The 13,837-nt window shown below is 46.3% G+C and carries 14 protein-coding genes; 7 read left to right on the top strand and 7 right to left on the bottom strand.

The window, feature by feature from the left end:
* Window positions 1-20 precede the first annotated feature (20 nt).
* The 3 genes from FXO21_RS15165 to FXO21_RS15155 are packed head-to-tail and all read right to left on the bottom strand — an operon-like array spanning window position 21 to window position 2,033.
* Entirely contained in the window at window positions 21-854 is an 834-nt protein-coding gene (locus FXO21_RS15165) for a phosphatidate cytidylyltransferase (protein ID WP_149640860.1), read from the bottom strand.
* Window positions 826-1,047: a putative signal transducing protein gene (locus tag FXO21_RS15160; RefSeq protein WP_149640859.1), complete on the bottom strand. Its 222-nt coding sequence runs from the start codon at window positions 1,045-1,047 to the stop codon at window positions 826-828. The genes FXO21_RS15165 and FXO21_RS15160 overlap by 29 nt, the downstream gene beginning before the upstream one ends.
* Before the next feature lie 26 nt (window positions 1,048-1,073).
* Entirely contained in the window at window positions 1,074-2,033 is a 960-nt protein-coding gene (locus tag FXO21_RS15155; protein ID WP_149640858.1) for a CPBP family intramembrane glutamic endopeptidase, read from the bottom strand.
* A 108-nt stretch (window positions 2,034-2,141) separates the two neighbouring features.
* Between FXO21_RS15155 and dusB the strand changes: the two genes are divergently transcribed.
* From dusB to frr, 4 genes are all read left to right on the top strand, one after another.
* Complete coding sequence (gene dusB, locus FXO21_RS15150) at window positions 2,142-3,131, top strand: tRNA dihydrouridine synthase DusB (protein ID WP_149640857.1); 990 nt, start codon at window positions 2,142-2,144, stop codon at window positions 3,129-3,131.
* Window positions 3,125-3,661, top strand: coding sequence for an acetyl-CoA carboxylase biotin carboxyl carrier protein subunit (locus tag FXO21_RS15145; RefSeq protein ID WP_149640856.1), 537 nt, complete (start codon window positions 3,125-3,127; stop codon window positions 3,659-3,661). The genes dusB and FXO21_RS15145 overlap by 7 nt, the downstream gene beginning before the upstream one ends.
* Window positions 3,662-3,724: 63 nt before the next feature.
* On the top strand, window positions 3,725-4,444 hold the full coding sequence (gene pyrH, locus FXO21_RS15140) for a UMP kinase (protein ID WP_149640855.1): 720 nt from the start codon (window positions 3,725-3,727) through the stop codon (window positions 4,442-4,444).
* Window positions 4,445-4,469: 25 nt separating this feature from the next.
* Window positions 4,470-5,030: a ribosome recycling factor gene (gene frr / locus FXO21_RS15135; RefSeq protein ID WP_149640854.1), complete on the top strand. Its 561-nt coding sequence runs from the start codon at window positions 4,470-4,472 to the stop codon at window positions 5,028-5,030.
* 61 nt (window positions 5,031-5,091) lie between these two features.
* Here frr and FXO21_RS15130 read toward each other — a convergent pair whose 3' ends face one another.
* Both FXO21_RS15130 and FXO21_RS15125 read right to left on the bottom strand, forming a co-directional pair.
* The gene (locus FXO21_RS15130; RefSeq protein ID WP_149640853.1) at window positions 5,092-6,084 is read right to left on the bottom strand and encodes a UDP-glucuronic acid decarboxylase family protein; all 993 of its coding nucleotides are present in this window, start codon (window positions 6,082-6,084) and stop codon (window positions 5,092-5,094) included.
* Between the two features lie 35 nt (window positions 6,085-6,119).
* Window positions 6,120-7,436: a UDP-glucose dehydrogenase family protein gene (locus FXO21_RS15125; protein WP_149640852.1), complete on the bottom strand. Its 1,317-nt coding sequence runs from the start codon at window positions 7,434-7,436 to the stop codon at window positions 6,120-6,122.
* A gap of 209 nt (window positions 7,437-7,645) precedes the next feature.
* On the opposite strand from FXO21_RS15125, the gene FXO21_RS15120 reads away from it, so the two are divergent.
* From FXO21_RS15120 to FXO21_RS15110, 3 genes are all read left to right on the top strand, one after another.
* Complete coding sequence (locus FXO21_RS15120; RefSeq protein WP_149640851.1) at window positions 7,646-8,812, top strand: acyl-CoA dehydrogenase family protein; 1,167 nt, start codon at window positions 7,646-7,648, stop codon at window positions 8,810-8,812.
* 122 nt (window positions 8,813-8,934) lie between these two features.
* Entirely contained in the window at window positions 8,935-9,852 is a 918-nt protein-coding gene (locus FXO21_RS15115) for an SPFH domain-containing protein (protein ID WP_225865702.1), read from the top strand.
* A 1-nt stretch (window position 9,853) separates the two neighbouring features.
* Window positions 9,854-10,288, top strand: a complete 435-nt coding sequence (locus FXO21_RS15110) for an NfeD family protein (RefSeq protein ID WP_149640850.1) — start codon at window positions 9,854-9,856, stop codon at window positions 10,286-10,288.
* A gap of 168 nt (window positions 10,289-10,456) precedes the next feature.
* On the opposite strand, the gene pafA (FXO21_RS15105) is transcribed toward FXO21_RS15110, so the two are convergent.
* Entirely contained in the window at window positions 10,457-12,100 is a 1,644-nt protein-coding gene (pafA, locus tag FXO21_RS15105) for an alkaline phosphatase PafA (protein WP_149640849.1), read from the bottom strand.
* A 54-nt stretch (window positions 12,101-12,154) separates the two neighbouring features.
* Window positions 12,155-13,825, bottom strand: a complete 1,671-nt coding sequence (pafA, locus tag FXO21_RS15100) for an alkaline phosphatase PafA (RefSeq protein WP_149640848.1) — start codon at window positions 13,823-13,825, stop codon at window positions 12,155-12,157.
* Window positions 13,826-13,837: the final 12 nt, after the last annotated feature.

Here is a 13,837-nt window from a genome sequence, read left to right as displayed (position 1 = left end):
TTATTATAAAGGCGGGGCAGTCAGGAAAATAACTTTAAAAACGTAACTATAAACGGAGCGGAAAGCAAAAGGCCGTCGAAACGATCCAGAAATCCGCCGTGGCCGGGAATGCTGCTGCCAGAATCTTTGATCGCGATACTACGCTTGAAAAGTGATTCCACCAGGTCACCATATGTGCCCACTACCACGATAATTGCCCCTATACAATACCATTTCCAGGGCTCGAAGGTACGGAAATAATGCCCCAATGCAAATGCGATAACTGCGGCAAAAACGGCACTTCCCATCGCTCCTTCCCACGATTTTTTGGGCGAAATCCGCTCAAAAAGTTTTCTTTTTCCAAATTTGGTCCCTGCAAAGTAACCACCAATATCAGATGCCCAGAGCAGCAAGAGGCTACCGAGCACGATTTCGTAATTATAACTTCCGCCACGCATCGCCATCACAATGATCAGTGCAAATGGCAGTGCTACGTAGATAATCCCAAGGAAAGTAAAGCCAATATTTGTAAAAGGTTTCAGGTCGTTTTTTTTGTACAATTTGATAAAGAAGATCATCGACAGTAAGGGACTGATAATGAAATAATTTTCAAAAGGAACAATGTCCTGCTCTATTAGGTACGCAAGTAACATCATAACTGTGCCACAGAAGGTACCATAATATGTGAGCGGCTGATTTCCGTCGAGTCCGAGAAGCTTGTAAAACTCGAGCTGTGTAAGGGAGCTGATCGTGCAGAAAAGCAGTAGAAAGGTTAGTTCATTGTAGAGAATGCAACCGATAATTACGAATACGCCGGCAAGGGCGGTGATGGTTCTTTGCTGTAAGTTACTCAGATTGCTTAATCGCGTCTTCATTCATCAGTATCGTTTGAGCCTTAGGTAGTTCGATGGCAGGTACGTGCACTTCACACATACCAAAAATAGGATAACTGCTATCCTTTTTATTGACAATCACCGCCGCAATTCCATTTTGCTCCAATATTTCACGTGCTATCTCAGCCCTGATCATTTGAGTGCTTTGATAAGCTTTTACCCAGGTCTCGTCCATATTACTTTTAAAATTTTAAATTCACATTAATGGCGCACCGGCCATTGCTCACTCCCGCCTGCCTGTCTGATAAAACGCATTATTGCCAGTGACATAACGATCGAAATGACGATCAGCAGGACTGGCATTGCCTTCGTTTCTTCAATATCGACTTCGATGATTCCCAGGTTGCGCAGGTACATCATGATCAAAACAAATCCGTTATTTACAAAATGGGCCAGTACTGCGACCCAGAAATTACCGGTAAAGTAGAATAAATATCCAAATAACGCCCCCAGCATCATTCGGGGAAGAAATCCGTAGAACTGAAAATGTATCGCACTGAAAATTGCGGCAGATACCCAGATTGCCAGGTGAGCGTTCCCGGTTATGCGCAATAATTTCGTCTGGAGAACGCCGCGAAACAATGCTTCTTCACCCAACGCCGGCAGCAAGGTAACCACAAACAATGCGATCATCAGCTGGCCGAAACTTTTATAATTGGTGATAAATGCGGTCATAACCGAAAGCTGGTCCTCCTTTTGCCGCATCCATAGTTCCAGTCCCGACAATGCATCGGGCAGCTTCATCGACGCATTCCATTCGATAATCAAGCTATTGAAGGGGATAAAAACCAGTACAAGCATGAATGCCAGAGCCCAGATAACGGCGGGCGGATTTTTCCGGCTGTTAACGTGACTGATAGGCTTTCTTTCAATATATAACCAGAAAAGCAGTGAAGGCAGCAGGTAGGAAAAGAAGTGCACCGTTCCCTGAAGGATCATCAGCGCATTCCAGCCGTTTGGTACTTGTGCCGGATTGGTGATCAGATGATTAAGCAAAACGGTTACAGATTCCTGGTGGGAAGAAAAAAGCAGCGCCAGGATCGCTACTGCCAGAATATTACCCACTGCCATTCCAATGAGGATGAACCCTGTCAAAACCAATAAACTGCCCCACGCCGTGGGCGTTCGGGAAACAACCAGATCCTGATTACTATTTTGCATAATTGGTGTAAATTTACAGTTTATTATCAATTTAAAAATAAGCGCTTAACAACTGCGAGCTTCAAAAGTGCTATTGAAAACAGCCGTTTTAAACACTTTTCAACAGAAATGGTCAAGATTGGAAATATAGAACTGAGCGATTTTCCACTGCTCCTTGCACCTATGGAAGATGTAAGCGATCCTCCTTTCAGGGCGGTTTGCAAAGAAAACGGGGCGGATCTGATGTACACTGAATTTGTATCCTCGGAAGGATTGATCCGGGATGCGGCAAAAAGCGTGCAAAAGCTGGACATATTTGAATACGAGCGCCCGGTAGGCATTCAGCTTTTTGGAAGCGACGTCGAAACCATGGGCTCCTGCGCCGAAATCGCTTCGAGGGTACACCCCGATCTGATCGACATCAATTATGGCTGCCCGGTGAAGAACGTTGCTTGTCGCGGTGCCGGGGCGGCTCTGCTGCAGGATGTCCCTAAGATGGTAAAAATGACTGAGGCAGTGATCAAATCCACGCATTTGCCGGTGACAGTCAAAACGCGGCTGGGCTGGGATGAGAATACCAAGAATGTGCAGGAAGTAGCGGAACGCCTGCAGGATATAGGAATAAAAGCATTGTCCATTCACGGCCGTACGCGGGTGCAGATGTACAAAGGCGAGGCCGACTGGACTTTGATCGCCAAAATTAAGGAGAACGCAAGGATAACTATTCCAATATTCGGAAATGGCGACGTAGATACGCCGGAAAAGGCCCTGGAATACAGGAACCGTTTCGGGGTAGACGGTATCATGATCGGCAGGGCGACGATCGGTAATCCGTGGATTTTTAACGAAATAAAGCATTATATGCGAACCGGCGAAAAGCTCGCCCCGCCTACAATCGAGCAGCGTGTGGATGTATGCCGCAGGCACCTCGAATTTTCCATCCGCTGGAAAGGACCTGTCGCGGGTGTTTTTGAGATGCGCCGGCATTATACTAATTACTTTAAAGGGATGGAGCATTTCAAACCTTACCGGATGCGGCTGGTTGAGGCGATGACTTTCGAGGAGCTGGATTATATTTTAAAAGAGGTCGCCAACGATTACAGCGAAATCCTATGTTGAAAATAACGGTTGCTAACGATGCTCCTGTTGAAAACACGTCCGCGACCGATGAAGCGAGGGTGGTAACCATCGATAAAAAGCCGGAAGGCTGGCTGATCGGCGAGTCGCTCTTTGATGGCGATATGGTGCAGATCCGAGAAAACCTGTACCATTTGATCTGGAAAAATAAATCTTATAACATTGAAATACTGGGCAGTAACCCTGCTGATAAATCTTTCCGGCTGCTGATCAACGGAGCTGAATATTTTACGACTGCGAAAGATCGGCTCGACCTGCTGCTGGAAGGAATGGGCCTGCAAAACAGCGACTCTAAAAAGGTCAATAATGTCAAAGCACCTATGCCAGGGCTTATTCAATCGGTAGCTGTTGGGGAAGGTGATCAGGTCAGCAAAGGGGACATTTTGCTTGTGCTGGTCGCGATGAAAATGGAGAATGTCATCAAATCTTCCGGAAATGGCACCATCAGATCATTGAAAGTAGCTCCCGGTGAAATTGTTGAAAAAAACCAGGTATTAATGGAGTTTCAATAAATAAGTTGGTAATCTGAACTCTGTCCGCTTATTTTTACGACCGAAAACACCGATATCACAATCATGCCCGAACCAAAATACAAACGTTTATTACTTAAATTAAGCGGTGAAGCCCTTAACGGAGGCGACAAGGCCCAGGTGATTGATTTCAACATTCTTGACATTTATGCAAAAGAAATCAGAAGGATCGCAGATGTCGGGGTCCAGATCGCAATCGTAATTGGAGGCGGTAATATTTTCAGGGGCGCTTCGGTAGAAAAATCCGGTATCGACAGGGTGCAGGGCGATCATATGGGCATGCTGGCGACGGTCATCAATGGAATGGCGATCCAAAGCTCTCTTGAAAAACATGGTATTCAGACACGCCTGATGTCGGCTATTAAAATGGAACAGGTTTGCGAGCCTCTGATCCGTCGCCGTGCTATTCGCCATCTTGAAAAAGGGCGGGTCGTGATCTTCGGAGCAGGAACTGGAAATCCATACTTCACGACTGACACTACTGCTGGGCTGCGCGCCATCGAATCCGAATCGGAGGTAGTTTTAAAAGGTACCCGTGTCGACGGCGTTTATACAGCCGATCCCGAAAAAGACCCTACTGCTACCAAATATTCCAAACTGACTTTTGACGAGGCTTTGTCAAAGAATCTGAAAATCATGGATTTGACGGCCTTCACACTTTGTAAGGAAAACAACCTTCCCATTATCGTTTTTGACATGAACAAACCAGGAAACCTGTATGATCTGGTGATGGGAGAAAATGTCGGAACGCTTATTTCCAACTAGCAGAATAGCATATCTATATACAACAATGGAAGAAATAGAATTATATCTGGACGACGCCAGGGACACCATGGAAGGCGCTATCAAACACCTTATCATTGAGTTGGGTAAAATTCGGGCCGGAAAAGCATCGCCACAAATGCTGGAAGGTCTTCAGATCGAATACTACGGTTCAATGACTCCTTTGCAGAATGTTGCTACCATCAACACGCCTGATGCAAGGACGATTGCGATCAGGCCTTTTGAAAAGAAAATCATCAACGAAATCGAGAAAGCGATACGCAATGGAAATCTGGGCTTCGCCCCTTCTAATGATGGAGAAATGATCCGGATTTCAGTGCCTCCTTTAAATGAAGAGCGCAGAAGGGAATTGGTAAAGAGAGCTAAAAACGAAATCGAAACAGCAAAAATCAATATCCGCAATATTCGTCAGGACGCAAATAACTCCCTAAGGAAACTAACCAAGGAAGGAGTTGCAGAAGACCTGATAAAGGTAAGTGAAGACCGCGTGCAAAAACTGACTGACGGTTTTGTAACCAAAATCGAGCAGATCTTCAATGCGAAAGAAAAAGAGATTATGGAAGTTTAGTACCAACCATTATGTTATAAAGCAGAAAAACCCGCGAATTGCGGGTTTTTCTGCTTTATAACTATTTTGCAGCGCTGAATCCTTCAAAACCTCTGTGATTGGCTTCTTCGTACAGCCGCTCCTTCGGGAGATTCCGGAAGTAGTCATAAGTAATGCGCAAACCTTCCTCGCGCGATACTTTTGGCTCCCAGCCCAGTATTTCTCTTGCTTTGGTAATATCCGGCTGGCGTTGTTTCGGATCGTCCTGCGGAAGCGGTTTATAAACCACTTTCTGATCCGTGCATGTCAGCTTGATAATTTCTTCTGCAAACTGACCAATTGTGATTTCGCCAGGGTTCCCGATATTAACAGGCAGCGAATAGTCGCTCATCAACAGACGATAAATACCTTCTACCAAATCATCTACATAGCAGAATGAACGTGTTTGCGTACCATCGCCAAACACAGTAATGTCCTCTCCTCGCAAAGCCTGTCCGATAAATGCAGGCAATACACGTCCGTCATTCAAACGCATTCTCGGGCCATAGGTATTAAATATCCTGACAATCCTCGTTTCCAGATCATGGTAGCGGTGATAAGCCATTGTGATCGCTTCCTGGTAACGCTTCGCTTCATCGTAGCAGCCTCTCGGCCCGATCGGGTTAACGTGTCCCCAGTAATCTTCCGTTTGCGGGTGCACCAGAGGGTCGCCATAAACTTCCGAAGTGGATGCAATGATGAAACGTGCTTTTTTTACGCGGGCAAGCCCAAGCAGGTTGTGCGTTCCCATTGCTCCTACTTTCAGGGTTTGGATCGGGATTTTCAGGTAGTCGATCGGGCTGGCGGGAGAAGCAAAGTGCATGATATAATCCAACTCGCCAGGAATGTGAACATACTTGGTGACATCATGATGATTGAACTCGAAATTTGGGTCCGGCATCAGATGCTCTATATTACGCATATCGCCTGTAATCAGGTTATCCATACCGATCACATACATTCCTTCCTTCAAGAACCGTTCGCAGAGATGTGAGCCTAAAAAACCTGCGGCCCCGGTTATTAATACACGTTTCATTAAGAATGAGCTAAGTTTGATTTAAACAATTTTGATCAGGCCGGCACCACTTTCTCACGGCCAATGCTGTAATAGGTGTAACCCATTTCACGGATTTGATCCAACTCGTAAAGGTTTCTACCGTCAAAAATTACCCGGTTTTTAAGCAGCTTACCCATTTTTTCAAATTCGGGTGTGCGGAATTGCGGCCATTCTGTAAAGATAACCAATGCATCCGCGTCATCCAGTGCTGCATAAGGTGTGTGGCAGAAAGTAACCTTGTCACCCAATACCGCCTTTACATTGTTCATCGCCTCAGGATCGTAAGCTGTTACATTTGCACCAGCTTCCAGAAATGCCTCTATGTTTTCCAATGCAGGAGCTTCGCGGATATCATCTGTATAAGGTTTGAAGGCCAATCCCCAGACAGCAATTGTTTTTCCTTTCAGGTCCCCGCCGAAATATTCTTTGATCATTGGAAGCAATTTCTTCTTCTGATCATCATTTACATCCATGACTGATTTCAGGATGCGGAAGTCGTAGTTATAGTCTTTTGAAGTTTTAGCCAAAGCCTGTACATCTTTCGGGAAGCAGCTTCCGCCGTAACCGATTCCTGCAAAAAGAAAACGCTTGCCGATCCGGCTGTCGGTACCGATACCACGACGGATATCATCCACATTTGCGCCCACTTTTTCGCAAAGGTTCGCTATTTCATTCATGAAAGTAATTTTCATAGCCAGGAACGAATTAGCCGCATATTTGGTCATTTCGGCAGAGCGCTCGTCCATAAAAATCACCGGGTTACCCTGTCTTACCAGTGGAGCATATAGTTTCTCCATTACCTTTTTGGCTTTGCTGGAAGTTGTACCTACCACAACGCGGTCAGGCTTCATGAAATCTTCCACTGCAACACCCTCTCTTAAAAATTCCGGGTTGGAGACTACGTCGAAATCGACTTTTGCGTTTTGGGCAATCGCAGCATTTACTTTTTCAGCTGTTCCCACAGGAACTGTACTTTTATCAACAATAACTACATACTGATCCAGAATAGGGCCCAGATCGTTAGCTACTTTCAGGATATATTTAAGGTCGGCAGAACCGTCTTCACCGGGAGGTGTCGGCAGCGCAAGAAAAATAACCTCAGCTCCTTTGATACCTTCCACAAGATCGGTAGTAAAAATCAGGCGGCCTTCGGCAACGTTGCGATCAAAAAGTACGTCCAAGCCAGGCTCGTAGATCGGGATCTCCCCTTTTTGCAACATCTCGACTTTTCTTACATCAATGTCAACACATGTAACCTGGTTGCCTGTTTCGGCGAAGCAAGTACCTGTAACTAAACCAACATAACCTGTTCCAACAACTGCGATTTTCATAAAATGTGATAATTGTTATATAACCTATACCGTGAGTAACTAATTGAGAGCAATGGATTGGATTTATTCAAGTATGAACAACGCAACCGGTTGCAAAAGTAATTTTTTTCCATGAATGTTCACCGGCACGATCGTGATTTGTTCGTATATGGCTAGTGTATTTATCTAATTCTCATTATCATTGGTCACTATAAATAATCACCAACACTATGGATTCGGTAAAATCAGATCAGACACACGCGCAACGGGAAGAAACGTGCAACCTTATTAAAGATATGGTGCGCGATTTTGCGTCCGCTCAAATCGCTCCTAATATCAGGACGTGGGACGAACAGCAGCATTTCCCGAGAGAAATTTTCAGCCAGTTGGGTGAATTGGGGCTGATGGGCATGCTGGTTCCTGAGGAATATGGCGGCTCCGGGCTTGGGTATAAAGAGTATGTCACGGCGATTATTGAACTTTCAAAGGCCGATCCGTCCGTCGGATTATCCATGGCCGCTCACAATTCGTTATGCACCAACCACATTTGCATGTTCGGAAATGCAGCCCAGAAGCAGCAATACCTTCCCAAACTTGCGACCGGGGCGTTTGTCGGCGCCTGGGGGCTAACAGAACCTAATACCGGTTCCGATGCTGGTAATATGCGTACAACAGCTGTCAGAAACGGCGATGGATGGATTATCAATGGTTCCAAAAATTTTATAACAAACGGAAAAACCGGCGATGTAGCTGTTTTGATTACCAGGACCGGAGAGCCCGGTGACAAGCATGGCGCGACCGCTTTCATTATCGACCAGGGAACAAAAGGCTTCACTGCCGGCCGCAAAGAGGATAAACTCGGAATGCGCGCATCCGAAACTGTCGAACTCTTGTTCGAGGATTGCCATATTCCTGACAGCCAGCGGCTCGGTGAAATTGGTGACGGCTTTATACAGTCGTTGAAAGTGCTCGACGGTGGCCGGATCTCGATCGCCGCATTGTCTGTCGGAACTGCATTGGGCGCCTATGAAGCTGCATTGGCCTATTCGAAAGAACGGAAACAATTCGGTAAGGCAATCTCCGAGTTCCAGGCAATCGCGTTCAAGCTGGCTGATATGTATACGGATATTCAGGCTTCCACCCTGCTCACTTTCCATGCGGCCGCATTAAAAGATGCCGGTGAAAAGGTTACACTTCCCAGTGCCGCTGCCAAATATCATGCGTCGGAAACTGCGGTCCGGGTTGCCAATGAAGCGGTTCAGATCTTTGGCGGTTATGGTTTTGTAAAGGATTATCCGGCAGAGAAATTTTATCGGGACAGTAAGCTTTGCACTATCGGAGAGGGTACCAGTGAAATTCAAAAAATGGTAATATCAAAAGAAATATTGAAAGATTAATATTTCCAATGCCACCCATCCTGCCTGGTAACCGACAGGCAATTTTCTGTCGCATTGATATAACAACCGTTGCAACCCTATACTGGAATGGCTATTTTCGCACAGAACCTTAACTAAATATCATGACGACTTCACTGATAGTATTGCTGGTGCTCGTAGTATTCACGATCCTGATGACCGTGAAGGTAGTCCCACAACAAACTGCCTATATTCTTGAACGTTTAGGCAAATTTTATGCAGTACTTCAGCCGGGAATCAATTTCATCATCCCCTTTTTCGACCGGATCGCATATAAATATACTTTAAAGGAAACAGCAATAGATATTCCCGAACAGATCTGTATTACCCGTGACAATGTACAGGTCCGGATGGACGGCGTGATATTTATCCAGGTTATTGACCCAAAAAAAGCGGCTTACGGAATCGCGGATCATTCTTTTGCAGTAATTCAGCTGGCTCAGACTACCATGCGGAGTGAAATAGGTAAGCTGGATCTGGACAAAACATTTGAAGAACGTATGACGATTAACCGCGCAGTTGTAGAGTCTATCGACGAAGCCGCAATTGGTTGGGGAGTGAAGGTTTTAAGATATGAGATCAAAAATATCACGCCGCCACAAAGCGTTTTGAACGCTATGGAAAAACAAATGCAGGCTGAACGTGAGCGCCGGGCCGTGATTTTGCAGTCGGACGGTGAAAAGCAGGCCGCTATTAATGTAGCAGAAGGTCAGAAACAAAAAGTGGTTTTGGAATCTGAAGGTTTGAGGTTACGCCAAATTAATGAGGCCGAAGGGGAAGCTGCCGCACTCCGATCGGTTGCCGAGGCTACCGCTGAAAGTATCAGACTTGTGGCACAGGCTATCAATACAGAAGGCGGTTTGGAGGCTGTTCAGTTGAAAGTCGCCGACAATTATGTGGAACAGTTTGGCAAGCTGGCCAAAGCAGGCAATACCCTCATCCTGCCGGCGAACCTGGCCGACGTTAGCTCGCTGATCGCTACCGCCCTGACTGTTGTTAAATCATCAGAACCGAAAAAATAGTATGGACTTATCGCTGCCACAAATATGGCTGATCGTCGGACTGATTATGCTTCTGGCGGAACTGGTAAGTATCTTACTGGTCTTTGTATTCTTCGCGATCGGAGCTTTACTAACTTCGCTGCTAACATTACTGGGCGTATTGCCAACCACCGAAAGTCAGATCCTCGCATTTTCGGCTATTTCACTTATCTCTTTACTTGTACTCCGCAAACACGCCCGAAAATTGCTTGAACGTACCGGCGATTCCGGATATTCAGAGTTTGTAGGAGAAACGGCGATGGTCATTAAGGATATTCCAAATGATGGAGAGGGCAAAATATACTACCGCGGCGCAGAATGGAAAGCGCTGGCAAACAACCACAATTCAATCCCCGCGGGAAGTAAGGTAGTGATCAAGAAAACAGAAGGGATTGTGCTGATCGTGGAGGAATCGTAGGGGCTGTTGGCTATTAGCGGTTAGCTTTTAGCTTTTAGGAGTTAGCTTACAGATGTTCGCAATAGCAGCAAATAATTAATATTTGCTACAGCTAATTCCTAAAAGCCAAATTCCTAAAAGCTAAAAGCTAAAAGCTAATAGCTAAAAGCCAACAGCCAACAGCCACCCTCACTTCTTCAACGCCTCCTCCACCGCATTCCCAACATTCCCGCTTCCGGGCAGAATATGCAGTAATGCAGCGATAGTAGGGGCAATATCTGAAATATAAGTCCGCTTTAAGGTTTCGCCTTTATTTACACCCCAACCAAAAAGCACGAAGGGGACGTGGGTATCATAGTTATACGGTGTTCCGTGCGAGGTACCGGTAAATGTTCCGTAAAACCAGCCGGGCTGTGCAAGTACCTGAATATCTCCACTCCTTTTTGCATTCACATTATTTTTGTAAAGTTCGAGCTGATAAGTATTCAGTGGCGCATTTCCCATATCAGTCAGATCGATCACGTCAGCAATTCCCGGGACAGTCAGCGCTGATTCTCTCACGACCCGCGCAATATCTGCCACAGTAAGTTTTTTGTTTTTCAACAATACATGATCCAGGTAAAGCTGATTATTATCCGTGCTTACAATATACTTTTCTTTCCCAAATGCTTCATTCAACGCCTCGGTGACGGTTTTGGTCAGGACTTTTCTATCCACAAGCCCGGATGGCAATTTATGCTCAGCTGCGAAACCCGGGACGTCTACCACCCCATGATCGGCTGTAAGGAATACGGTATATTGCCCTTTACCAACGTAACCGTCGAGGAAATTGAACAGATCGGCCAGCTCGCGGTCGAGCCGGATATAATCATCCTGCTGCTCTATTGAATTAGGTCCTACCCTGTGACCAATCTTGTCGGGCGAAGAAAAGCTGATCGCCAGAAAATCCGTCTCAGCACCTTTTCCCAACTTTTCACCTTTCACAGCCTCAATGGCCATTTCCTTGGTGATGGTATTACCCCAGGGTGTATCTGCCACAACACCAAATGCATCACCCGCATACCCGGCCAATTCGTACGGAAACACAGGCCTTTTAGCCCCCGGCAACTTACCTTCCCAAGCCACATCGTCCGGCGAACTTTGTCCATAACTATCCGCCGACAAAAGCAGGTCCCAGCCCTTTTTCAGGTATTCAGAAGGCATTTTCTTCGCATTGTAATCCTTCGCCCATTGCGGGAGATCGTCCATATAAAAGGTACTGCTCACCCAGTTTCCCGTTTTAGAATCAAACCAGTAAGCAGCATTGGCAGTGTGCCCGGCAGGCAGAATAGAGCCTCTGTCCTTGATTGCGACACCTACCGTTTTGGAGCGGAAGTTGGTTGCAATGCGCAATTGATCGGTAACGGTGCTGGTTAGCAGATTCTTAGGCGACATTTTACCAACGCTACCCGTCGTACTGCCCACTGTTTTTACAGTACTATCTTCCACACAATAAACCTCCTGCTTTGCAATAGGATCAAACCATTCATTACCCACAATCCCGTTTATTGCCGGAACAGAGCCGGTATACACAGAAGCATGACCGGCTGCGGTAACAGTCAGCGCGTAGGGATAATGGTTATTTCTGCAATTGAATCCCTCATTCATCATCCGCTTAAAACCGCCCTCCGTATAAGAATCGTAATATCGGTACAGGTAATCGTAACGCATCTGGTCGACCACGATCCCCACTACGAGTTTCGGGCGGGCGATCGTGCCCGGTTTAGTTGCCGCTTTCTTTGTTTGCGCATTTGCAGCAAAGGCTACCAGCAGGCAAAGGATAATTTTTTTCACACTTAAAGGATTTAGATTTAAAATGGTATTCAAAAGATCTCCGGCAATGCAGTTCTACTTTTTCAAAGCTTCCTCAACCGGGTTACCTACATTTCCGCTCGGAGGCAGAATATGCAGCAAGGCGGCGATTGTGGGCGCTATATCGGCAATCGTGGTTCTGCGAAGTGTCTCGCCTTTATTCACACCCCAGCCGTAAAGCAAAAATGGAACGTGCGTATCGTAGTTGTAAGGAGTACCGTGGTCGGTGCCGGTGGCAAATGTGGAGGCAAACCAGCCTGGCTGCATAATCAGCTGCAAATCTCCGCTCCTTCTTGCATTGATATTGTTCTTATACAGTTCCACTTGGTAGGAGTTCAGAGGGGCTTTCCCTATCTCTGTCAGGTTGATTAGGTCAGCAACTCCATTCACTGCCAATACCGCTTCACGGATAACCCGATAAGCATCGGCAACTGTAACCTTTCTCTCTTTCAGTACCTTGTTATCAAAATAGATCTGATAGTTTTCAAAACCCGAAATGTACTCTGCTTCGCCAAAAGCATCATTCAAAGATTTTACAATAGCGCGGGTTAATACAGTCCCGGTCATGGTGCCGGCGGGTAATTTGTGGTCCTGCCAGAAACCGGGTACATCTGCCGCACCGTGATCTGCCGTCAGAAAAACGGTATAATTTCCCTTGCCCGCCCAGGTGTCCAGAAAATTGAAGAAATCAGCAAATTCCTGATCGAGCTTGATATAGTTATCTTCCTGCTCCACTGAATTAGGCCCGAAAGTGTGGCCAATGCGATCGGGTGTTGAAAAGCTCACAGCCAAAAAATCAGTATCCGCGCCCTTTCCCAGATTTTCTCCTTTGATCGCCGCAACCGCCATTTCCTTGGTTAAAGTATTGCCCCACGGAGAAGTGATCACAGGCCCGAATGCATCGCCCGCGTTCCCCACAAGATCATGCGGAAAAGTAGTTTTGTCATTGGAACTAAGCTTGCCTTCCCAAATCGCATCATCCTTGCTGCTTTGGGTATATTGATCAATCGGAAACAAGGTATTCCAACCCTTCCCCGCATATTCCGCAGGCTTTTTCAGGTTATTATAATCAGTCACCCACGTTGGAAGGGATTCCATATAATAGGTACTCGTGACGAAATTGCCCGTCTTGGAATCGAACCAATAAGCTCCGCTCGCCGCGTGCCCGGCCGGTAAAATCGACGCCCGGTCTTTGATTGCCACACCAATCGTTTTCGAGCGAAAATTGGTAGCAATACGCAATTGGTCGGTGACTGTACTTACTAATAAGTTGCGCGGCGACATTTTCCCTACGGTCACGTTACTGCTGCCAACTGTGGCGACCGTATTGTCTTCGGTGCAATACACTCCTTTTTTCAATGCTTTGTCGTACCATTCATTCCCTATAATCCCATTGATCGCCGGCAGTGAGCCTGTGTAAACCGCAGAATGCCCCGCTGCAGTCACGGTAAGCGCATACTGGTAATGGTTGTTCCGGCAATTAAAACCCTCGTTCATCAACCTTTTAAGGCCGCCTTCCCTGTATTTATCGTAGTAGCGGTACAAATAATCGTAACGCATCTGGTCGACCATCATGCCTACAACCAGTTTCGGGCGCGCAAGTTTGGTTGCCGGGGCTGCGGCTTTTGCTTTGGTCTGGCTGCTGGCCGGAAAATGACATATTCCCGCAAGTAACAAAGCGAAAACAAGGGATGAAATATGTTTCATGAGCATTTCTTT

Origin of the sequence: Dyadobacter sp. UC 10 (assembly GCF_008369915.1) — a bacterium.
Classification (GTDB): Bacteria; Bacteroidota; Bacteroidia; order Cytophagales; family Spirosomataceae; genus Dyadobacter.
This window is presented reverse-complemented; position numbering and strand designations above follow the sequence as displayed.

Bases quoted from the DNA above. Each gene is read 5' to 3' on its own strand.
- frr (WP_149640854.1), top strand. From the start codon at position 4,470: ATGGAAGAAATAGAATTATATCTGGACGACGCCAGGGACACCATGGAA.
- pafA (WP_149640848.1), bottom strand. From the start codon at position 13,825: ATGAAACATATTTCATCCCTTGTTTTCGCTTTGTTACTTGCGGGAATA.
- FXO21_RS15110 (WP_149640850.1), top strand. From the start codon at position 9,854: ATGGACTTATCGCTGCCACAAATATGGCTGATCGTCGGACTGATTATG.
- FXO21_RS15115 (WP_225865702.1), top strand. From the start codon at position 8,935: ATGACGACTTCACTGATAGTATTGCTGGTGCTCGTAGTATTCACGATC.
- FXO21_RS15155 (WP_149640858.1), bottom strand. From the start codon at position 2,033: ATGCAAAATAGTAATCAGGATCTGGTTGTTTCCCGAACGCCCACGGCG.
- FXO21_RS15130 (WP_149640853.1), bottom strand. From the start codon at position 6,084: ATGAAACGTGTATTAATAACCGGGGCCGCAGGTTTTTTAGGCTCACAT.
- dusB (WP_149640857.1), top strand. From the start codon at position 2,142: ATGGTCAAGATTGGAAATATAGAACTGAGCGATTTTCCACTGCTCCTT.
- FXO21_RS15145 (WP_149640856.1), top strand. From the start codon at position 3,125: ATGTTGAAAATAACGGTTGCTAACGATGCTCCTGTTGAAAACACGTCC.
- pyrH (WP_149640855.1), top strand. From the start codon at position 3,725: ATGCCCGAACCAAAATACAAACGTTTATTACTTAAATTAAGCGGTGAA.
- FXO21_RS15160 (WP_149640859.1), bottom strand. From the start codon at position 1,047: ATGGACGAGACCTGGGTAAAAGCTTATCAAAGCACTCAAATGATCAGG.
- FXO21_RS15165 (WP_149640860.1), bottom strand. From the start codon at position 854: ATGAAGACGCGATTAAGCAATCTGAGTAACTTACAGCAAAGAACCATC.
- FXO21_RS15120 (WP_149640851.1), top strand. From the start codon at position 7,646: ATGGATTCGGTAAAATCAGATCAGACACACGCGCAACGGGAAGAAACG.
- FXO21_RS15125 (WP_149640852.1), bottom strand. From the start codon at position 7,436: ATGAAAATCGCAGTTGTTGGAACAGGTTATGTTGGTTTAGTTACAGGT.